The 21,121-nt window shown below is 65.5% G+C and carries 19 protein-coding genes and 1 tRNA gene; 13 read left to right on the forward strand and 7 right to left on the reverse strand.

Annotated elements, in window-relative coordinates; all coding sequences use genetic code 11:
- Positions 1-1,347 (reverse strand): NfeD family protein, encoded by a 1,347-nt coding sequence (locus tag B3E94_RS13615; RefSeq protein ID WP_286913903.1) that lies wholly within the window; start codon positions 1,345-1,347, stop codon positions 1-3.
- A gap of 97 nt (positions 1,348-1,444) precedes the next feature.
- On the opposite strand from B3E94_RS13615, the gene B3E94_RS13620 reads away from it, so the two are divergent.
- From B3E94_RS13620 to B3E94_RS13630, 3 genes are all read left to right on the forward strand, one after another.
- On the forward strand, positions 1,445-1,903 hold the full coding sequence (locus B3E94_RS13620; RefSeq protein WP_176511423.1) for an aminoacyl-tRNA deacylase: 459 nt from the start codon (positions 1,445-1,447) through the stop codon (positions 1,901-1,903).
- Between the two features lie 62 nt (positions 1,904-1,965).
- Positions 1,966-2,208, forward strand: a complete 243-nt coding sequence (locus tag B3E94_RS13625) for a DUF2789 domain-containing protein (RefSeq protein ID WP_176511424.1) — start codon at positions 1,966-1,968, stop codon at positions 2,206-2,208.
- Positions 2,209-2,279: 71 nt separating this feature from the next.
- Positions 2,280-2,918, forward strand: coding sequence for an NADH:ubiquinone oxidoreductase subunit N (locus B3E94_RS13630; RefSeq protein WP_236236917.1), 639 nt, complete (start codon positions 2,280-2,282; stop codon positions 2,916-2,918).
- 6 nt (positions 2,919-2,924) lie between these two features.
- Here the strand turns inward: B3E94_RS13630 and B3E94_RS13635 are convergent, their stop codons facing one another.
- The 3 genes from B3E94_RS13635 to B3E94_RS13645 all read right to left on the reverse strand — a co-directional run bounded on the left by B3E94_RS13635 (position 2,925) and on the right by B3E94_RS13645 (position 5,541).
- A complete protein-coding gene (locus tag B3E94_RS13635; RefSeq protein WP_176511426.1) occupies positions 2,925-3,362 on the reverse strand; it encodes a CBS domain-containing protein in 438 nt (145 codons plus the stop codon).
- A gap of 235 nt (positions 3,363-3,597) precedes the next feature.
- Positions 3,598-5,325 carry a dipeptidase gene (locus tag B3E94_RS13640; protein ID WP_286913906.1) on the reverse strand — a complete coding sequence of 576 codons (1,728 nt, stop codon included), beginning with the start codon at positions 5,323-5,325 and terminating at the stop codon, positions 3,598-3,600.
- Between the two features lie 139 nt (positions 5,326-5,464).
- Positions 5,465-5,541: transfer RNA gene (locus B3E94_RS13645), tRNA-Arg, on the reverse strand.
- Between the two features lie 196 nt (positions 5,542-5,737).
- On the opposite strand from B3E94_RS13645, the gene B3E94_RS13650 reads away from it, so the two are divergent.
- From B3E94_RS13650 to B3E94_RS13670, 5 genes are all read left to right on the forward strand, one after another.
- Entirely contained in the window at positions 5,738-6,487 is a 750-nt protein-coding gene (locus B3E94_RS13650) for a GntR family transcriptional regulator (protein WP_286913907.1), read from the forward strand.
- Entirely contained in the window at positions 6,484-8,208 is a 1,725-nt protein-coding gene (locus B3E94_RS13655; RefSeq protein ID WP_286913908.1) for a fumarate reductase/succinate dehydrogenase flavoprotein subunit, read from the forward strand. The genes B3E94_RS13650 and B3E94_RS13655 overlap by 4 nt, the downstream gene beginning before the upstream one ends.
- Before the next feature lie 105 nt (positions 8,209-8,313).
- On the forward strand, positions 8,314-8,559 hold the full coding sequence (locus B3E94_RS13660; RefSeq protein WP_176511431.1) for a 4Fe-4S dicluster domain-containing protein: 246 nt from the start codon (positions 8,314-8,316) through the stop codon (positions 8,557-8,559).
- Positions 8,560-8,584: 25 nt separating this feature from the next.
- Positions 8,585-9,550, forward strand: coding sequence for a HEAT repeat domain-containing protein (locus B3E94_RS13665; RefSeq protein WP_286913909.1), 966 nt, complete (start codon positions 8,585-8,587; stop codon positions 9,548-9,550).
- Positions 9,550-9,825 carry a DUF971 domain-containing protein gene (locus tag B3E94_RS13670; protein WP_236193414.1) on the forward strand — a complete coding sequence of 92 codons (276 nt, stop codon included), beginning with the start codon at positions 9,550-9,552 and terminating at the stop codon, positions 9,823-9,825. The genes B3E94_RS13665 and B3E94_RS13670 overlap by 1 nt, the downstream gene beginning before the upstream one ends.
- 160 nt (positions 9,826-9,985) lie before the next feature.
- Here the strand turns inward: B3E94_RS13670 and B3E94_RS13675 are convergent, their stop codons facing one another.
- Complete coding sequence (locus tag B3E94_RS13675; RefSeq protein ID WP_176512006.1) at positions 9,986-10,849, reverse strand: ABC transporter ATP-binding protein; 864 nt, start codon at positions 10,847-10,849, stop codon at positions 9,986-9,988.
- Positions 10,846-12,432: an ABC transporter permease gene (locus B3E94_RS13680; RefSeq protein ID WP_286913911.1), complete on the reverse strand. Its 1,587-nt coding sequence runs from the start codon at positions 12,430-12,432 to the stop codon at positions 10,846-10,848. The genes B3E94_RS13675 and B3E94_RS13680 overlap by 4 nt, the downstream gene beginning before the upstream one ends.
- A 297-nt stretch (positions 12,433-12,729) precedes the next feature.
- Here B3E94_RS13680 and B3E94_RS13685 point away from each other — a divergent pair, with 297 nt between their 5' ends.
- Positions 12,730-13,773 carry an ABC transporter substrate-binding protein gene (locus tag B3E94_RS13685; RefSeq protein ID WP_286913912.1) on the forward strand — a complete coding sequence of 348 codons (1,044 nt, stop codon included), beginning with the start codon at positions 12,730-12,732 and terminating at the stop codon, positions 13,771-13,773.
- 37 nt (positions 13,774-13,810) lie between these two features.
- Positions 13,811-14,716, forward strand: a complete 906-nt coding sequence (locus B3E94_RS13690; RefSeq protein WP_286913913.1) for a TauD/TfdA dioxygenase family protein — start codon at positions 13,811-13,813, stop codon at positions 14,714-14,716.
- A gap of 109 nt (positions 14,717-14,825) precedes the next feature.
- Here the strand turns inward: B3E94_RS13690 and B3E94_RS13695 are convergent, their stop codons facing one another.
- On the reverse strand, positions 14,826-15,734 hold the full coding sequence (locus B3E94_RS13695) for a LysR family transcriptional regulator (RefSeq protein WP_286913914.1): 909 nt from the start codon (positions 15,732-15,734) through the stop codon (positions 14,826-14,828).
- Positions 15,735-15,927: 193 nt separating this feature from the next.
- On the opposite strand from B3E94_RS13695, the gene B3E94_RS13700 reads away from it, so the two are divergent.
- From B3E94_RS13700 to B3E94_RS13710, 3 genes are all read left to right on the forward strand, one after another.
- Positions 15,928-18,267, forward strand: coding sequence for a TonB-dependent receptor (locus B3E94_RS13700; RefSeq protein WP_286913915.1), 2,340 nt, complete (start codon positions 15,928-15,930; stop codon positions 18,265-18,267).
- Between the two features lie 18 nt (positions 18,268-18,285).
- Entirely contained in the window at positions 18,286-19,962 is a 1,677-nt protein-coding gene (locus tag B3E94_RS13705) for an aryl-sulfate sulfotransferase (protein WP_286913916.1), read from the forward strand.
- A gap of 338 nt (positions 19,963-20,300) precedes the next feature.
- On the forward strand, positions 20,301-21,121 hold an 821-nt coding region (locus tag B3E94_RS13710; RefSeq protein WP_286913917.1), incomplete at its 3' end, for an aldehyde dehydrogenase family protein.

Raw genomic sequence — 21,121 nt, forward strand, 5'->3', positions numbered from 1 at the left:
TCATTCCCCTTGCGCCGCTGCTGCGGCGCTCACTTCCAGCATGACCCCTCGGCGTGCCGTGACGCGCACGTGCTGGCCGGTTTGCAGGGGTGTGGCGCAATGCACCTGCCACTGTTCCCCCTGGGCCAGCACGCAGCCGCAGAAGGGGTCGTTCGCGGTTACCTGAGTCACGGTGACCAGGCTGCCGACCAGGCCGGCATCGCCGCTGACCAGCGCCCGCCGGCGCGCTTTCAGGGCCATGCCCAGCACGCCGCCGATCAGCAGCGCCGACAGCACCGCCAGGGTGGCGATCAGCGTCAGCGGGATGCCGAAGCCGGGGGCGTCGGTGTCGACCAGGATCAATGCGCCGACCACGAAGGCCACGATGCCGCCGAAACCGACCACGCCGAAACTGGGCAGGAATGCTTCGGCGATCATGAAGGCGATGCCGAGCAGCACCAGCGCCACGCCGGCAAAGCTCACCGGCAGCAGTTGCAGGGCGTACAGCGCCAGCAGCAGGCAGGTGCCACCGACCACGCCACCGACCGCAGAACCCGGGTTGATGAATTCGAACAGCAGGCCGTACACCCCGATCATGATCAGGATCAGCGCCACGCTGGGGTTGGTGATCACCGCCAGCAGGCGCGTGCGCCAGTCGGGCAGGTGTTCCACCAGGCTCGCGTCGCGGGTGTGCAGCTGGCGCGGCTGGTCGGCGGCGGTCAGGGTCTTGCCGTCGAGCTGGCGCATGAGCTCGGGCAGGTCGCTGGCCAGCTGGTCGATCACCTTCAGGCGCAGGGCTTCGCTGGCGGGCAGGCTCACCGCGTCGCGCACCGCCTGCTCGGCCCAGTCGGCGTTGCGCCCGCGCAACTGCGCCAGGCCACGGATGTAGGCGGCGGCGTCGTTGACCTGCTTGCGCGCCAAGGTGGCTTCATCGCCTGAAGGGCTGGCCTTGTCGTCCTTGGGCAGCCCGGGCGCGCCACCGATCTGCACGGGCGTCGCCGCGCCGAGGTTGGTGCCGGGGGCCATGGCCGCCACGTGGCTGGCATAGAGGATGTAGGTGCCGGCGCTGGCGGCACGGGCGCCGCTGGGGGCAACGTAGGTGGCCACCGGCACGGGGCTGGCGAGGATCGCCTTGATCATCTGGCGCATGGCGCCGTCCAGCCCGCCCGGGGTGTCCAGGCGGATGACCACCAGCTGCGCGCCCTGGTCCTTGGCCTGCTCCAGGCTACGCACCAGGTAGTCGGCGCTGGCCGGGCCAATGGCGTCATCGATGCTCAGCACCCATACCGCGCCGGGCGCGGCGCTGCCACTCGGGGCGAAGCCAAGTACCAGCATCAGCATCAACCAGCGGCAACATCGAGCGAGCACCTGTCGTCACCTCGCGGGCCTGTGTTCTAGAAGTTTAGCTGTGGCTGCCGGGGTACGGCCTAAACTTGAAGATTGGGGGCGAAACCGGAGGTGCATCATGCGTATGGCCAAGACCTTGCAGCAGCGCCTGGACCAGGCCAACTGCGATTACGACATCATTCCCCACCCACACTCGGCCACCAGCCTTGAGTCGGCGCGCACGGCCGGGGTGCCCGCCGAACGGGTGGCCAAGTCGGTCATGCTCGATGACCGCCATGGCAACTACCTGATGGCCGTGCTCCCGGCCAACCGGCACCTGGACATGAGCAAGGTGCGCGTGTCCGGCGCCTGGCAGCTGACCCGCGAAAGCGGCCTGCCGAGCCTGTTCGGTGATTGCGAGCGCGGCGCCATCCCGGCCATGGGCGACGCCTACCAGATAAAAATGCTGCTCGATTCGAGCCTTACCCGCCAGGGTGATGTCTACCTGGAGGCGGGTGACCACGATCACCTGATCCACATGAGCATGGAGCAGTACCTGAAACTGGTACCGCAAGCCGAAGTACGCGAGCTGTGCTGATGTACACACACCAACGCCGGGTGGGCGTCGTGGACGGTCTGCCCGGCACCTGAGGAGGAAACATGGACGCACCGATTCATCCATTCGCCGAACTGTTCAAGCAGCTGGGGCTGGCGGACGATCCGCAGAGCATCGACCAGTTCATCACCAGCCATTCCCCTTTGAAAAACGAAATCAAGCTGGTGGACGCGCCGTTCTGGAACGACGCCCAGCGCGCGTTCCTGAAAGACAGCATCATTGAAGATTCCGATTGGGCAGTGCCCTTCGATCAACTCAACGAGGCTTTGCGCCGCCCGCGAAAATAAAGCGCCGAGCGGCACCTGATGAGTGATTTGGCCGTTGCTATGCTCAGGAAAACAATAAGGGGATAGGCGCAATGAAAGATCCCTACGCACCAGGTTTCTGGTGCTCCGTGACGATCCTGGGCACCCTGACGGCCAGTTACTTCTACGGCATCCGCCAGACCCAGCAGATGAACCAGGCCGTGCAGTTTCTCTACGCTGCAGCCGCGATCACCGCGGCGGTGGCGTTGCTGGCATTGACGTGGATCGCCTGGCAGCAGTTGCACCTGAACCGGCGCGAAGTGGCCCAGGGGCGAACGTTGCTGACCATCTGGAACACCAAGGTCGCGCTACGCCGCGTCGAGACGGTGTTCGACCGCTATTTCTGGGGTAGCTACTGGCATTCGGGGCGCACCTTCGAGGAGGTGATGGGCGAGCTCAAGGGCACGCCGCTGGAGCAGAGCCTGGATGCCCTGAAGCGCCAGTGCCGGGCGCTCGACCGCGAAATCCACGACCATCATCACCACTGGCTGGCCAATGCCCGCGACCTTTCCAGCGTGGCCACGGCCATGGCGCGCGAGCGCTACCAGCTCGACCTGTGCGAGCCGTCGAGCACCGGCCATGGCAACACGGCAGTGCTCAATCGTGACCTGGAAGTGCTGGTGTATACCTGGTCGGCGCGCCTGCGCAGCTTCGACCATCAGCTGGACGAGCTGGAGCGCGCCTATCACTGAGTGGGCTCATTCGCCGCGGATGTACTGCTCCAGCTGCTTGATCAGGCTGGCCTGCTCGGCGATGGTTTCCTTGACCAGGTCGCCGATCGACAGCAGCCCGAGCAGCTCGCCATTGCTGACCACCGGCAGGTGGCGCAAGTGGCGGTCGGTCATCAGGTTCATGCAGTACTCAAGGTTCTGTTTCGGTTCGACCGTGACCACCGGCGCGCTCATGATGTCGCGCACAGGCGTGGCCGCCGACGAGCGGCCCTTGAGCACCAGCTTGCGTGCGTAGTCACGTTCGCTGACGATGCCCACCACCTGGTTGTTCTCCACCACCGGCAGCGCGCCGACGTTTTTCTCCGCCAGCATTTTCAGGGCGTCGAGTACCGAGTCATCCGGGCCGATGGTGTAGACGGTCTGGTGCTGGGACTTGGTCTTGAGGATTTGTTCGACGTTCTTCATACAGGCCTCTGCGGGTGGTAAACCGAGCTCTTGGAGTAAATAAAGCATCCAGCACGCCGGCCTGCACGGCAATGCAGGAAACGGCATGGAGTCGATTGAAAAACGTCATGGTTTGGCTCAGGAACGCATTGGCCTTATCGCCGGCAAGCCGGCTCCCACATGACCGCCACTGAATCTGCAGGCAGTGGCGTACCTGTGGGAGCCGGCTTGCCGGCGATAAGGCCGTGATGGCGAATCAAAGCTTGGGCATCTGCCCGATGCGCGCCACCATCTCGCTCACCACCTGCAGGTCGAGCATGAACTGCTCCACGGTCTTGAACTCGTTGTCGTTGTGCCCGGTGTACTTCACGTCCGGCATGGCCAGGCCGAACTGCACGCCGTTGGGCAGGTCATGCACCGAGGTGGCGCCGGCCGATGTGCCGAACGCGTGCTGCATGCCCAGGTTCTCGCTGGCGACATCGAGCAGGGCCTTGACCCATTCACCTTCGGGGTTGCGGTACATCGGCTCGTCGAGGCTGTAGTTGAAGGCCACCGAGGTGTGGCTCTGGCGGGCCCAGTCGCCCAGCTTGTCGGCCAGTTCGTCCTTGATCGTGGCCAGTGGCTTGCCCTTGGGGATGCGCAGGTTCACCGCCAGTTTCAGGCCTTTCTTGTCCACGCCAACGAAGGTCAGCGAGGCGGTCAGCGGGCCCATGAAGTCGTCCTTGAACGCCACGCCGAGCTTGTTGCCCAGGTAGTCCAGGCCCCAGTTGTCGGCGGCATAGCGGGCGGCGTCGGTGAACTGGTTGTGCTTGAGCGGCACCTGCTCGCCCAGGCCGTTGATGAAGCCGAGCATGCGCGCCACCGGGTTGACCCCGGATTCCGGCTCGGAGGAGTGGGCCGAAACACCGGTCACCGTGAGCAGCACCTTGTCGCCTTCGGCCTTGGCGGTGATCTTGAAGTCGTTGCCGTTGCGCTGCACGTAGTCGGCGCCGGCTTTTTCCAGTTGCGCGGCCAGTTGCGCCGGCTTGTCGCTTTTCAGCGTGGCCACCGAGGTGGTCGGAATCTGGTTGGTGGCCAGGCCGCCGGTCAGGTTGACGATTTCCGCGCCCTTGCCGCTGGCCGGGCGTTTGCTGAAGCTGGCCATGATGGTGCCGTAGCCTTTTTCGGCGATCACCACCGGGTAGCCGCCATCGAGCGCCAGGTTGTAGTCGGGCGTCGGGTTGCGGGCGAAGTAGTAGGGGATGGCCTCTCCGCTGGTTTCTTCGGTGGTGTCGATCAGCAGCTTGAACTGCCGGGCCAGGGGCAGTTTCTCGTCCTTGGCCACCTTCAGCGCGTACAGCGCCACGACGATGCCGTTCTTGTCGTCCTCGGTGCCGCGCCCGTACATGCGGTCGCCGACCAGGGTGACCTTGAACGGGTCCAGGCGGGTGCCGTCGTCCAGCTTCCAGTTGTCCGGGTTGACCGGCACCACGTCGGCATGGGCATGGATACCCACCACTTCCTTGCCCTCACCGAGGGAAATCTCGTACACGCGGTTGTCGATGTTGCGGAAGGCCAGGCCAAAGCCTTCGGCCAGGGCCTTGATCTTGTTGGCGATCTTGAGGAACTCGGGGTTCTCGTGCTGCGGCACGCCCTCGACGCTGAAGGTGGGGATGGCCACCAGCTCGCGCAGGGTTTCGGTGGCGGCCTTGCTGTACTTGATGCGGGTGTACAGGCCCAGCAGGCGGTTGATCTCGTTCTGCTGCTCGGCGCTCAGCGGCTTGTTGGCGAGGAAGGCCTCGAGGGTTGCGCCGAGGTTGTCGGCCTTGGCCAGGTCACTGCCATTGAGCTTGCCGATGAACGCCTTGAAGTCGGCAGGGTCGGCGCCGTCGTAGGCCTTGATGATGGCCGCGGACTGTTGCTGCGAGAGGTTGGCGTGGGCGGGGAGCGTGAGCAGGCCGGCACTGGCCAGCACGAGCGTTGCAGTCAGTTTTTTCAGGAGCATGAGCGTGCGCATTCCTTCGCGAGACGGGAAAAAGGATGCTCACGCTATCACCAATGCGCAGTGGCACGGGAGTGCCTGGAGTGCGACATGTCGCACAAATGAAAAAGCCCCGGGCTCAGGCCCAGGGCTTCTCGTGATATGGCGCACTCGGCGGGATTCGAACCCACGACCCCTGCCTTCGGAGGGCAGTACTCTATCCAGCTGAGCTACGAGTGCAACGCGCACGCATGATACCCATCTGATTCGGCGTCGTCCATCGCCTTGATCTTTGGCCATTTTTCCCGATCGCCCAGGCCGGGCACGACAAACCCATCTATCCATATGCATTAACAGTATTTCCAGCGCGTTTCTTATGCCCGCTACTATCTGGTCACAACTTGTTATAACAAGTCACCGCACAGCGAAGAGACCCATGGCCGAACTGCTCCCCCTGTCCCCCGTACCGCTCTACACCCAGCTCAAGGCATTGCTGCGCGAGCGCATTCTCGACGGCAGCTACCCCCCGCACAGCCGCATGCCCTCGGAAAACGAGCTGGGCAAGGCGTTCGATGTCAGCCGCATCACCGTGCGCCAGGCGCTGGGAGACCTGCAAAAAGAGGGGCTGATCTTCAAGATCCACGGCAAGGGCACCTTCGTCGCCAAGCCCAAGGCGTTCCAGAACGTCAGCACCTTGCAGGGCCTGGCCGAGTCGATGACGCAAATGGGCTACGAAGTGATCAACCGCCTGCGCAGCTTCCGCCACGTGCCGGCCAGCGCCCTGGTGGCGGCGCGGCTGCAGGTCGAGGAGGGGAGCCTGGTGACCGAGATCCGCCGGGTGCGGCTGATCAACCGCGAGCCGGTCTCGCTGGAGCTGACCTGGCTACCCAAGGCCGTGGGCGAGAAGCTGGAGAAGGCCGACCTGGTCACCCGCGACATCTTCCTGCTGCTGGAAAACGACTGCGGCATCGCACTCGGCCACGCAGACCTGGCCATCGACGCCGTGCTGGCCGACAGCGACCTGACCCAGGCGCTGGAGGTGCAGGAGGGCGCGCCGATCATGCGTATCGAGCGCCTCACCCACACCGCCGACGGCGCGCCGCTGGACTTCGAACACCTCTACTACCGCGGCGATGCCTTCCAGTACCGCCTGCGCATCGACCGCCAGAAAGGGAGCACGGCATGAGCATCCAGACCCAGGACTACGACATCATCGTCATCGGTGGCGGCACCGCCGGCCCGATGGCGGCGATCAAGGCCAAGGAGCAAGACAAAGCGCTGCGCGTGCTGTTGCTGGACAAGGCCAACGTCAAGCGCAGCGGTGCCATCAGCATGGGCATGGACGGCCTGAACAACGCCATCATCCCCGGCCACGCCACGCCCGAGCAGTACACCAAGGAAATCACCGTGGCCAATGACGGCATCGTCAACCAGGCCACCGTGCATGCCTATGCCACCCACAGCTTCGAGACCATCGAGCAGCTCGACCGCTGGGGCGTGAAGTTCGAGAAGGACGAAACCGGCGACTACGCGGTGAAGAAGGTGCACCACATGGGCGCCTACGTGCTGCCCATGCCTGAAGGGCACGATATCAAGAAGGTGCTCTACCGCCAGCTCAAGCGCGCCCGCGTCGAGATCAGCAACCGCATGGTCTGCACCCGCGTGCTGCTCGATGGCGAGGGCGCCGCTGCCGGCGTGCTCGGGTTCGACTGCCGCAGCGGCGAGTTCCGCGTGGTGCGTGCCAAGGCCGTGATCCTTGCCTGTGGCGCCGCCGGGCGCCTGGGCCTGCCGTCTTCGGGCTACCTGATGGGCACCTACGAGAACCCGACCAATGCCGGCGACGGCTACGCCATGGCCTACCACGCAGGCGCCGAGCTGGCGAATTTGGAGTGCTTCCAGATCAACCCGCTGATCAAGGACTACAACGGCCCGGCCTGCGCCTACGTGACCGGCCCGCTGGGCGGCTACACCGCCAACAGCAAGGGCGAGCGCTTCATCGAGTGCGACTACTGGAGCGGGCAGATGATGTGGGAGTTCCACCAGGAACTCGAAGGCGGCAACGGCCCGGTGTTTCTCAAGCTCGACCATCTGGCCGAGGAAACCATCCAGAACATCGAAGAAATCCTGCACAGCAACGAACGCCCCAGCCGTGGCCAGTTCCATGCCGGGCGCGGCACCGACTACCGCCAGCACATGGTCGAGATGCACATCTCCGAGATCGGCTTCTGTTCCGGGCATTCGGCCTCGGGGGTGTGGGTCAACGAGAAGGCCGAGACCAGCGTCAAGGGCTTGTACGCCGCCGGTGACATGGCGGCAGTGCCGCACAACTACATGCTCGGTGCCTTCACCTATGGCTGGTTCGCCGGTGTCAACGCCGCGCAGTACGTGGCCGGGCGAGCGCTTGCCGAGGTCGATGCGGACCAGGTCGAGCGCGAGCGCGAGCGGGTGTTCGCGCCACTGCAGCGCGAGCACGGCCTGCCGCCCGCGCAGGTCGAGTACAAGCTGCGGCGCATGGTCAACGACTACCTGCAGCCGCCCAAGGTGACCAAGAAGATGGAAATCGGCCTGGCGCGGTTTGCCGACATCGAGCGCGACCTGGCCCAGATGAAGGCCAGCAACCCCCACGAACTGATGCGCGCGATGGAGGTGACGGTGATTCGCGACTGCGCCGAAATGGCCGCCCGCGCCTCGCTGTTTCGCCAGGAAAGCCGCTGGGGGCTGTACCACCACCGGGTCGACTTCCCCGAGCGCAACGATGGCGAGTGGTTTTGCCATTGCCACCTGAAGAAGGGCGATAACGGCCAGATGACCAGCTTCAAGAAGGCTGTCGAGCCTTACCTGATCGCCCTGGATGCCGAAGAACAGACCGCCTACGACCGCCTGCGGGTCAAGGCCGATGCCGCATGAACCGGGGCCGCGCCCACACGGTCAGCGGTGATCGGTGTGGGAGCCGGCTTGCCGGCGAAAGGGCCATCAGCCCCACCGAATAACCAGAACAAAGGACCCCGTGACATGCCCTACCAACCCCAGGAAATCTTCTTTCGCAGCAGCGCCCCGGTCACCATCGACGAAGACAAATGCATCGCCGAAAAGGGCTGCACCGTGTGCGTCGAGGTCTGCCCCATGGACCTGCTGGCGATCAACCCGGCCACGCAGAAGGCCTACATGGCGTTCGACGAATGCTGGTACTGCATGCCCTGCGAGAAGGACTGCCCCACCGGTGCGGTGAAGGTCGACATCCCTTACCTGCTGCGCTGAACCAACCGCCACTACGGACCGCGCCATGACTGAACGAAACACCGACAACCTCGAGATCCTTGCCCTGCTGCCGCGCCTTGAGGCCAGCGACGCTGGCGTGCGGCGCATCGCCCTGATCGAGCTGGCAGACCTGGAAGACCCGGATGCCTTGCCTTGGCTGACCGATGCGCTGCTGGTCGATGCCGCCGCCGAGGTTCGCAGCGAGGCCGCGCGGCTGCTCGAAGCCTGGGAGGAGCCCGAGGTGGTGCAGGCCTTGTGCGCCGCGCTGGCCGATGGCGCCGAGCCGGTGCGCCTGGCCGCAGCCCAGAGCCTCAGCGAACTCAAGAGCCTCGAAGCCGGCCAGCTGATTTTGCCCTGGGCCAGCCACGCCGATGCCTTCGTGCGCGCCAGCGCCCTGCGTGCCTTGCGCGAGCTGCGCCTGGAAGAGGCCGCGGCGCCGGCGCTGCTGGCGCTGGCCGATGACGACGCGGCCGTGCGCCGTGAAGCGGTGGGGATTCTCGGTTGGCTCAAGCATCAGCCCGCGTTGCCGGCCCTGGCCCGGCTGGCCGAGGCCGAGCCGGACACCGAAGTACGCCGGGCGGCCATTGGCGCGCTGGGCCTTGCCCGCGACAGCGCCGTGCTGCCGGCGTTGATCGCGGCGCTGCATGACGAGGCCTGGCAAGTACGTGAAGAAGCCGCCACCACCCTGGGCAAGGTGGGCCAGGAGCAGGCCGGCCCGGCATTGGTCGCGGCGCTTGCCGATGGCTTCTGGCAGGTTCGCCTGCGCGCTGCGCGCTCGTTGGGGCGGCTGCGCCATGCCGCGGCGCTGGACGCGCTTGGCGAGCTGCTCGGCCATGGCATTGCCAACCTGCGCAAGGAGGCTGCCCTGGCGCTGGGCGAGCTGGGCCAGGCGCGTGCCTTGCCGGTGCTGCAGGCTGCCGAGGCAGACAGCGACCCGGAGGTGCGCAAGGCCGTGCGCATTGCCTTGGCGCAACTGCGCGGGGCGGCGTGATGAATGCGCCGGCGGCCATTCGCAACCTGCGTGGGCCTGGGGCGTTGGTGTTGCAGTGGGCCGATGGCGAACGCAGCATCAGCCACGCTCGCCTGCGCGGTGCCTGCCCGTGCTCGCAGTGCCGTGCGGCGCGGCTTGCCGGGCGCATCGCGGTGGTCCGCGAGGATGTGCGCGTGGAGCGGGTCGAGGTGCAGGGGTATGGGGTGCAGCTGGTGTTCAGCGATGGGCATGAGCGGGGGATCTATCCCTGGGCCTACCTGCACGATCTGGGTTGAAGCGACCGGCCCCATCGCCGGCAAGCCGGCTCCCACAGGTACAGCGCAGGAGCCGGCTTGCCGGCGATAGGGCCGCTAGCCTCCCACAGGTACAGCACAGGGCTTGAGAGCTGTGCGATCCCTGTGGGAGCCGGCTTGCCGGCGATGGGGCCGGTAGCCTTCACAAGGCAATCAGCTCCGGCCTCAGCCCTTCGACGCGCCTGGCCGGCGCCGGCAGATACCCACCATCCCCCGTGATCTGGTGCAGCACCTTCTCGCGCAACCCATGCAGCGCCACCCCCGTGCGCAGCCGCGGGTGCGGCAGGTCGATCTCGACCACTGCCTTGATCCGCCCCGGGCGCGGCTCCAGCACCACCACCCGGTCCGCCAGGTAGGTGGCTTCCTCAGCGTCGTGGGTCACCAGCAAGGTGGTGATCCCGGCCCGTTCGCGGATGGCCAGCAGCTCATCCTGCAACTGCTGGCGGGTCAGCGCATCCAGGGCACCGAACGGCTCGTCCAGCAACAGGATGCGCGGGCTGGCCACCAGCCCGCGGGCGATCGCCACGCGCTGGGCCATGCCGCCGGAGAGCTGGTGCGGGTAGGCCGACTCGAAGCCGACCAGGCCCACCAGCAGCACGAATTCATGCACGCGGCGGGCGCGTTCGCCCTGGGTCAGCGGCTCGTTGACCAGCCCCAGGGCGATGTTCTGCTCCACCGTCAGCCAGGGGAACAACCGATGTTCCTGGAACACGATCCCGCGCTCGCCGCCAATGCCGCGAACGGCCTGGCCATCGACGCGGATGTTGCCGCTGTAGTCGGTGTCCAGCCCCACCAGCAGGCGCAGCAGGGTCGACTTGCCACAGCCGGAAGCGCCGACGATGGCAATGAACTCGCCTTCATTGATCGACAGGTTGAAATTGCGGATGGCCTCGAAGGGCTGGCCATCGACGCTGAACACCTTGCCGACGTTGTCGAAGCTGACCAGCGCGGGCGTGCTGTCGGGTTGGTTGGCGGCCAGCAAGTGCGATGTGTTGAAAGCGTTCATGCGGTTCTCCAGCGCGTGGCGCGCGATTCGAGGCGTTGTCCAAGGGTGCCGAGCAGGGCGCCGACCAGGCCGATCAGGACCATGGCCGCCATCACCTGGTCCATGCGAAACAGCTGCTGCGCGCCGATCATCAGGCTGGCGATGCCGCCATCCGAGGGCATGAAGTATTCGGCGCCGATGGTGCCCAGCCAGGCATAGATCAGCGACAGGCGCAGGCCGGCGAAAATCGCCGGGGCAGCGCCAGGCAGCACCAGCAGGCGCAGGCGTTGCCACAGGTTCAGGCGCAGCGTGCGGGCGGCTTCGCCCAGTTGCGGCGAGAGGCTGGCGATGCCGCGCTGGGTGGCGATCAGCAGCGGGAAGAACGCGGCCAGGGCGACGAACACCTGCTTGGCGCCTTCACCCAGGCCGAACCAGGCCGTGAGCAGCGGCACCCAGGCAAACAGCGCGACCTGGCGCAATGCCGACAGGCTCGGCCCGAACAGCCGCTCGGCGGTGTGCGAAAGGCCCAGCAGCAGGCCCATCAGCAAGCCCGCGCCGCCGCCGAGCAGCAAACCGCCCAGGGTGCGCTGCAGGCTCAGCAACATGGCTTGCGGCAGCGAACCGTCGGCCAGGCCAGCGAACAGCGTGTGCAGTACTTCAAGTGGCGAGGTCAGGATGTTCGCGTCGACCCAGCCCAAGCTGCTGCTGGCCTGCCACAGCGCCAGCAGCGCAGCCGGCAGCAGCAGGCTTTGCCAGCCCTTGGGCACTGGCCCGCGCTGCTGTTCGCCGGTAGCCGGTTGCGGCCAGTACAGCAGGCGTTTTTCCAGGGTTGAGAAGCCGCGCTCCAGCAGTGCGCCGACCAGGCCGATCACCAGGATGCACAGCAGCACCAGGTCGAGCATGAACAGCTGCCGGCCCCACACCATCAGGTAACCGATGCCTTCGCTGGAGGCCAGCAGTTCCACGGCCAGCAGCGAGGTCCAGCCTGTGGCCAGGGCCAGGCGCACGCCGGTGAGGAAGGCGGGCAGGGCAGCCGGCAGCAGCAGCCGCAGGAACAGCAAGTGCCGTGGCAGGCGCAGCGCGGCAGCGGCTTCGCGCAGCTTGGGCTGGGCGTCGCGCACACCAACCAGGGTGTGCAGGGTGACCGGCACTACCACAGCCTTCACCAACACCACCAGCTTGAGCAGTTCGCCGATGCCGAAGCACAGCATGAACAGCGGGATCCACGCCAGGGTGGGGATCTGCGCCAGCGCGACGAAGGTCGGCAGCACCAGCGTTTGCGCACGCCGCGAAGTGCCCAGCCAGGTCCCCAGCAACAGGCCGCTGGCGATGCCGGCGAGCAGCCCCCAGAACAGCCGCTGCAAACTTATCCACAAGTGCCCCCAGAGCTCGCCGGAGCCAAACTCCAGCGCGCTCTGCCATACCAGCGAAGGCGCCGGCAGGATCTGCTCGCTCATCCAGTGCTGCCGGCTCGCCACCACCCACAGCAGCGCAATCAGCACCGGCAGCACCCACGGCAGAGTGTGGGTGCGGCCCAGTGCCGCGAATGGGCCAAGCAGCGGCCCCCGAATGCCCTCTCGCCCCTTGCTCAGAACTCCATTCATCAGGCATCTCTCGAAGCGTTTCTAGGTTATGCACTTATGGAATTAAAAATTCACATATGTGCCTTTCAAGAGATAAGAGCATGCACCTCTTGCAGGCGGAAGCCTCCTGCCATTGCGTTTTCCTCATATTTTCCATGCGTTTTCCGCAACCTGCGCGGCGGGCCGCATACCGCTTGGTTTATGTCTTCTGGTTACTAAAAAATGAAGTTTTGATCTTTGTAGGTTCTAACCAGACCTGCCTAGCTTCTGGCCAAAGCGCCGGCCCTCGCCGGTGGCAGCCTGCCAAGGAGCCTTGCCATGAAAACCCCGTTGCGCCACCTGATCCACGCCCTCGGGCTGGTCGGCCTGTTCACCCTCAATGCCCAGGCCGCCGAGCCGGCCAAGCCCGAAACCATCCGCATCGCCGTGCCCGATCTGAGCGCAGGCAGCAAGCACAGTGCCGGTGGCGTGGTCGATGTGCTGCGCGATCAGCAACTGCTGGAGAAGGAATTCGCCAAGGACGGCATCCGCATCGACTGGCACTTCTTCAAAGGCGCGGGGCCGGTGATCAACGAGGCGCTGGCCAACGGCCAGGCCGACTTCGCCTACCTGGGCGACCTGGCGGCGATCGTCGGCAAGGCCAATGGCCTCGACACCCGCGTGCTGACGGCCGGCGTGCGGGGGGTGAAAAGCTACCTGGGCGTGGTGCCGGGCTCCGGCATCAAGACCCTGCACGACCTCAAGGGCAAGCGCGTCGCGGTGTTCCGCGGCACCGCCAACCAGCTGTCGTTCGCCAGTGCGCTGGCCAGCCAAGGCTTGTCCGAGCGCGACCTGAAAGTGATCAACCTGGATTTCAATGCGGCCAATGCCGCCATTGCCGCCCGGCAGATCGACGCCACCTGGGGCCTTTCCAGCCTGCTGTCGCTGCGTGAGCGAGGCCTGGTCGAGCTGCCGGTCAGCTCCCGCGACCTGCAAGGCGCCGGCAGCACCCAGGCGGTACTGCTGGGCACCGGCGAATTCATCGGCAAGTACCCCGAGCTGGTGCAGCGCCTGGTCAATGCCCAGGCGCGTGCCGCCAGCTGGCTGCGCGACGAACACAACCGCGACGCCTATGTCGACCTGGTGGCCAGCAACGCGAACTGGCCGCGCAGCATCCTCGCCGACGACCTGGCCCAGGAAGACCTCGCCCACTACTTCGATCCACGCCTGGATGCAGGCTTCGTCGCCCAGCTGCAGCAAGGCGTCGACCTGGCCGCCAAGGAGCGCCTGATCCGCCGCAGCTTCCAGGTGGCCGACTGGGTCGATACCCGCTTCCTCGATGCTGCCTTGCAACAGGAACAGGCCGTGCAGGCCGCCCGTTGAACCCACACCCGACCATGACTGAGAAAGGACCACGACCATGAGCAATGCCGCACTGGCCACCGCGCCGCAAGCCCTCGAACTCAATATCCACCCGGTCGCCGGCCGCATCGGCGCCGAAATCCGCGGGGTGAAGCTGTCTGCCGACCTCGATGCCGACACGGTCGCGGCCATCCAGGCCGCGCTGGTCAAGCACAAGGTGATCTTCTTCCGCCAGCAGGCGCACCTGGACGACCTGAGCCAGGAAGGCTTCGCCAAGCTGCTCGGCGAGCCGGTGGCGCACCCCACCGTGCCGGTGGTCGACGGCACCAAGTACCTGCTCCAGCTCGATGGCGCCGAAGGCCAGCGAGCTAACTCCTGGCACACCGACGTGACCTTCGTCGATGCCTACCCCAAAGCCTCGATCCTGCGCAGCGTGGTGGCCCCGGCTTCCGGTGGCGACACCGTGTGGGCGAACACGGCTGCGGCCTACCAGGAGCTGCCCGAGCCGCTGCGCGAGCTGGCGGACAAACTGTGGGCGGTGCACAGCAACGAATACGACTACGCCAGCATCAAGCCCGACGTCGACCCGGCCAAGCTCGAACGCTACCGCCAGGTATTCACCTCGACCGTGTACGAGACCGAGCACCCGGTGGTGCGGGTGCACCCGGTCAGTGGCGAGCGGGCGCTGCAGCTGGGGCATTTCGTGAAACGCATCAAGGGCTATTCGCTGGCGGATTCGCAGCATTTGTTCGCGGTGCTGCAGGGGCATGTGACGCGCCTGGAGAACACCGTGCGCTGGCGCTGGGAGGCGGGCGACGTGGCGATCTGGGATAACCGGGCGACGCAGCATTATGCGGTGGATGACTACGGCACCCAGGCGCGCATCGTGCGCCGGGTGACCTTGGCGGGCGAGGTGCCGGTGGGGGTCGATGGGCAACTGAGCCGGACTACGCGTAAAGGCTAAACCCCTGTGGGAGCGGGCTTGGCCCGCGAAGCAGGCACCGCGGTGCATGGCACCGGCTTTGCCGGTGTTCGCGGGGCAAGCCCGCTCCCACACAACTTGCTGTAGCCCATCACCCCTCGCCATCACAGGCAATCAGTTGCCTGACCATTCCCTGCGCCAACGGCGACAAGCCATACCCCACCCGGCTCACCACCCCGTAACGGGTGTAGAACGACTCCTCCTGCTCCGGCGCCAGGTCCGCCAGCTCAAGCGCCACCAGCCCTGTCTGGTACGGCCGCAGGTTGGCACTGCAGGCAATGCCGATGGTGTCCGAGTGCATCACCACATTCAGCAGTGCATAGCCATGCTCGCATTCCACCGTCGGCAGAAAGTCCTGCCGGCCGCTGAGGTCGCTGAGCACCTTGCGGATGTTCGGCGGGCGGAAGGTGGTGGCCAGCGGGTAATCGAACAGGTCCCGGGCATTGACCTGGCGGCGCGCGGTCAGCGGGTGGCCGGCGCGGCAGCAGAAGTGCCAGCGCTGGGCTGCCAGCTTGTGCACGCGGTAGTCCGGGTCGGACTCGAACTGGCGCGTGTCGGCGACGAAGAACTCGATCTCTTCGGCCATCAGCTTGCGGTTCAAGGCCTGCCAGTTATCCACCTGGAAGCACGTGCGCGCCGCCGGGTATTCGCTGACGAAACGCGCCACGGCCCGCGGCACCAGGCCGCCGGCTGGCGCAGGGCCGGAGCCGAAGCGCACCACGCCGGTGGTGGCGCCGTTGAACTGGTGGATCTCGTTGACCAGGTTGTGCGCCCCGTGCACCAGGCGCCGCGAATGCTCCAGTACCAGCAAGCCCTGGCGAGTGGGCGACAGTTCCTTGCTGGCGCGGTCGACCAGGCGGCAGCCAACGTTGTGCTCCAGGGTCTGGATGCTGCGGCTGAAAGCCGATTGCGACAGGTTCACCGCAGCCGCCGCAGCGACAAAACTGCGGTGCTCGACAAGGGCGATGAAGTGGCGGAGCTGGCGGAGGTCGATATGCATTTTCTACATGGAAACTTTCGGTCGAATGCAATTGATGAACAGGGTGAGCCCCCTTATAAAGGGTGTTACTTATTCCACAAAATATGAATTACAAATATTTATATCACTTAAAAGAATATAAGCCCGACTGACCGCGATTCGGTTCCGCCAACGGAAATGCTCGCCCAGGGCCCATGCCTCAAGGAGCATTTGCATGACCCGAGTTTCTCGTTGGCCAACGCGCGTGTCGCGGGCCGCCTTGCACCCCCTGGCCGCTGGCGTGTTGCTGGCGGCTTCGGGCAGCAGCTTCGCCGAAGCGCTGCCCAGCACTGCCACCCCCGCCGTGGAACAGGACGCCAAGCTTGGCACCGTCACGGTCAATGCCCGGCGCCGCGAGGAAACCGCGCAGGACGTGCCCACGCCAATCAGCGTGCTCGACAGCGAAACCCTGGAAACCCAGCGCATCTACCGTGTGCAGGATCTGCAACAGCTGGTGCCCAGCACCAACGTGGCCTATGTGCATGCGCGCCAGTCGAGCATCTCGATTCGCGGCCTGGGCAACAACCCGGCCAGCGACGGCCTGGAAGGCAGCGTCGGCATCTACCTCGACAACGTCTACCTGGGGCGCCCGGGCATGGCGGTGTTCGACCTGCTCGACGTCGAGCAGCTCGAGGTGCTGCGCGGCCCGCAGGGCACGCTGTTCGGCAAGAACACCACGGCGGGGGTGCTCAACATCACCACGCGCAAGCCGACCTTCCACCGCGAAGGCAGCATCCAGCAGTCGATCGGCGAAGATGGCTACCTGCAGACCCAGGGCAGCTTCTCCGGGCCGATCAGCGACACCCTGGCCGGGCGCATCAGCGCCTACCACACCGAAGACGACGGCTACGTGAAGAACATCCACGACGGCCACGACCTCAACGGCGGCAAGCGCCAGGGCTTTCGTACCCAGCTGCTGTTCAAGCCCAGCGAAACCTTCAACCTGCGCTGGATCGGTGAATACAACGAAGAAGACTCCGACAACGGCATCCTCAGCCTGTACAGCACCGGGCCGACCATCAATGGCGTCAACCGCTACGAAAGCCTGGCGGCCCAGGCGGGCGCGACGCTGGTATCGGGCAAGCACCGCAAGGTCAATTTCGACGCCGACCAGCAAGTGACGGTGTTCCAGGGCGGCACTTCGGTCGAGGCCAACTGGACCCTGCCCAACGACTTCACCCTGACCTCCATCACTGCCTACCGCTGGTGGGACTTCACCCCGCGCAACGACGACGGCCTCAACGTGCCGGTGTTCTACAGCGCCGGGGTCTCGGTGCGCGACAAGCAGTACTCGCAGGAAATCCGCCTGGCCTCGCCCACCGGCGGCGCCTTCGACTACGTGCTGGGTGCCTACTACTTCAAGCAGGACCTGGACAACACCTCCTTCACCTATTACGGCCCCCAGGCCGACGTCTGGAACCTCACCCCGGCCGGCGCGCTGAACAACGTCAACACCATTGGCGACGGGCACATCGACACCGACAGCTACGCCCTGTTCGCCCAAGGCACCTGGCACCTCACCGAGCGCCTGGACTTCACCGCCGGCGTGCGCGGCACCTATGAAGAAAAAAGCGCCTGGGTAACCCGCGATGCGCCGGCAGGTGGCGCTGCAGTAACCGGTGCCGCCGCTGCTGCGCGCCAGGGCCGGGTGGGGGCCTACGATTCGGGCGACCTCAACCAGTACAGCTTCAGCCCCTCGGGCCTGCTCGGCTTGAGCTATCGCTTCAACGAGCAACTGCTCGGCTACGCCACGCTGACCCACGGCGAGAAGTCCGGCGGCGTCAACCTCACCGTGGGTGCGGCGCCGCGCCTGGGTACCGATTCGTTGCTGGTCGGCAGCGAGCGGGTCAACAACGCCGAGCTGGGCCTCAAGAGCACGCTGTTCGACGAGCGCCTGCTGCTCAACGCCAACCTGTTCTGGGCCGAGGTACATGGCTACCAGGCCAACGTCTACGACGAGACCAACCGCGTGCAGTACCTGGCCAACGCCGGCAGCGTGCGCTCGCGGGGCCTGGAATTCGAAGCCACGGCGCTGCCGATTCGCGGCCTGACGGTGAATTTCAACGGCTCGTGGAACGACGTGCGCTACACCGACTACGAAGATGCCCCGTGCCCGCCGGAAGTGAGCCTGGCCAACGCCGCCGCCACCTGCGACCTGTCCGGCCACCAGGTGGTCGGCGCCTCCAAGTACATCGCCAACCTCAACGGCCAGTACAAGTGGCAGCTGGCCGAGCACGTCGAGCCCTACGTCACCGCCAGCTATGCGTTCCGCTCCAAGGCGGTGGGCACCATCGACGATTCCGACTACGGCCAGATCCCCAGTTACGCGCTGGTCAACCTCTCCACCGGCGTGCGCCTGGACCAGGGCGACGGCGTGCTCGACCTGTCGCTGTGGGTGAAGAACGCCGGCGACAAGACCTACTTCACCAGCCTGTGGAACTCCGCCAACGGTGGTTATGCCGGTGTGCTCGGCACCCCGCGCACTTTCGGCGCCACCGCCCGTTACGACTTCTGAGTAAAAAGGAGCTTTGCCATGAATGCCAAAACCGAAAACCCCGTACTGCCTGAAGGCGCCTGCCTCACGGCCAAGGTACCCGAGCATAACGACGCGCTGCTCGGCGATGTGCTGGTCAACCCGTATCGCCTGGCGCCGCTGACCGCGATCATCCGCGACGGCGGGCGCGCCCTGAGTTGGGCCCACGTGCGCGTGCTGGGCCGTGGCGAGCGCGGTGTCGACATCGCCTACGAGGTGTCCGACCGTTCGCTGTGGACCTACGGCGGCATCCCGGTGTTCGGCCTCTACCCGGACTACGTCAACCAAGTGGAAGTGACCTACAAGCTCGACGGCGAACGCATCCGCCAGCGCTACCAGATCTACGCCCCTGCCGTGCGCCTGCCGGTGGTGGCCAAGCAGACGGCCGCGTTGCCGGAAGTGGAGCCGGTCAAGGTCGCCCCTGGCTTTGAAAACCGCCTGTACCTGTTCAACCACCTGCAAGGCGACATCCCCGGCGCGCGCGCCTTCAAGTGGAACGGCCTGGGCGGCGCCGCCGAGTGGGACCAGGTGGGCAACAACTGGATCGCCGACAGCAATGGCGACGTGCGCTGGTACCTGGACATCGAGCAGATCCACGACTCCAACCGCCGCGACGGCCTGGGCGGCACCATGGGCTTCCAGCAGACCCGCGACGGCAAGCTGATCTGGGGCCAGGGCCAGACCTACTCCAAGTTCGACCTGCTCGGCCGGCGCATCTGGCAGCGGACCCTGCCCGACAAGTTCGCCGACTTCTCCCACGAAATCCGCGAGACCGCCAACGGCACCTACCTGCTGCGCGTCGGCACCAGCGACTACCGCCGCCCGGACGGCAAGCGCGTGCGCTCGATCCGCGACCACATCATCGAGGTCGATGAAGCGGGTGATGTGCTGGACTTCTGGGACCTGAACCAGATCCTCGACCCCTACCGCGGCGACCTGCTGGAAACCCTCGGCAAGGCGGCGTTGCAACTGCCTGAGGGGGTACGCAAGCAGGACGACCGCCTGGCCAACGAACTGGCCGAAGGCGACCTGCCGTTCGGCGACACCCCGGGCGTGGGCACCGGGCGCAACTGGGCGCACGTCAATGCCATCGACTACGACGCCGATGACGACAGCATCATCGTTTCAGCTCGCCACCAGGGCGTGGCGAAAATCGGCCGCGACAAGCAGGTGAAGTGGATCCTGGCCTCGCCGCAAGGTTGGCCGCAGCGCTTGCAGGACAAGGTGCTCAAGCCGATTGCCAGTGAAGGCTTCGACTGGTCCTGGACCCAGCACACCGCCTGGTTGACCGGCAAAGGCACGCTGACCGTGTTCGACAATGGCTGGGGGCGCGACTTTGCCCCGACCAAGCTCAGCGGCAACTACAGCCGGGCGGTGGAATACAAGATCGACGAGGCCAAGGGTACGGTCGAGCAGGTGTGGGAGTACGGCAGGGAGCGTGGCGACGAGTGGTACAGCCCGGTGACCTCGGTGGTGGCTTACCGGCCGGAAACCGATACCCAGTTCATCTATTCGGCTTCGGTGAATTTCCTCACGCCGGAGAAGCTCACCACCACCGTGCTCAACGAAGTGCGCCGCGGCACCCAGGAGGTGCTGGTGGAGCTGAAGGTGCATAGCCGCCAGCCGGGGAGTGTGGGTTACCGGGCTTTGGTGATCGACTTGGCCAAGGCGTTCTGAGTCATCCCCTCCGGGAGGGCCGTCGGTCCTCCTTTCACATTTTCTTCAGTTCATTCGTCTAACCTGTACTGGCCCTATCGCCGCCAAGCCGGCTCCCACAGGTACTCCACCGAGCTTGAGAATCGTGGGGTCCTTGTGGGAGCCGGCTTGCCGGCGATAGGGCCAGTTGCTGCTACAAAAAACATGAAATCCCCACCGGGTGTTCAACCATTCGTTCTTTTTTTCGAACAGCCTATTGTCCTACACCCCAGCATCCCCTTAGCATTCGTTTGAGATTTCAAACGCTCGATGCCCTGTATTGGGCGCTTTTCAATAATTCAACAATTCGGGAAGCCGACATGCAGCTCAAAGACGCTCAGTTGTTCCGCCAGCAAGCCTTCATCAACGGTGAGTGGCTGGATGCGGACAGCGGCCAGACCATCAAGGTGACCAACCCGGCCACCGGTGAAGTCATCGGTACCGTGCCGAAGATGGGCACCGCGGAAACTCGCCGCGCCATCGAAGCCGCCGACAAGGCCCTGCCGGCCTGGCGTGCACTGACCGCCAAGGAGCGTTCGGCCAAGCTGCGTCGCTGGTTCGAACTGATGATCGAGAACCAGGAAGACCTGGCCCGCCTGATGACCACCGAGCAGGGCAAGCCACTGGCCGAAGCCAAGGGCGAAATCGCCTACGCTGCCTCGTTCATCGAGTGGTTCGCCGAAGAAGCCAAGCGCATCTACGGCGACACCATCCCGGGCCACCAGGCCGACAAGCGCCTGATCGTCATCAAGCAGCCGATCGGCGTTACCGCCGCCATCACCCCGTGGAACTTCCCGGCCGCGATGATCACCCGTAAAGCCGGCCCGGCCCTGGCCGCCGGTTGCACCATGGTGCTCAAGCCTGCCTCGCAGACCCCGTACTCCGCCCTGGCCCTGGTCGAGCTGGCCAACCGTGCCGGCATCCCGGCTGGCGTGCTGAGCGTGGTAACCGGCAGCGCTGGCGAAGTCGGCGGCGAGCTGACCGGCAACTCCCTGGTACGCAAGCTGTCCTTCACCGGCTCGACCGAAATCGGTCGCCAGCTGATGGAAGAATGCGCCAAGGACATCAAGAAGGTTTCCCTGGAGCTGGGTGGCAACGCCCCGTTCATCGTGTTCGACGACGCCGACCTGGACAAGGCGGT

This window comes from Pseudomonas sp. UBA6315 (assembly GCF_002438125.1).
Taxonomy (GTDB): Bacteria; Pseudomonadota; Gammaproteobacteria; order Pseudomonadales; family Pseudomonadaceae; genus Aquipseudomonas; species Aquipseudomonas faucium.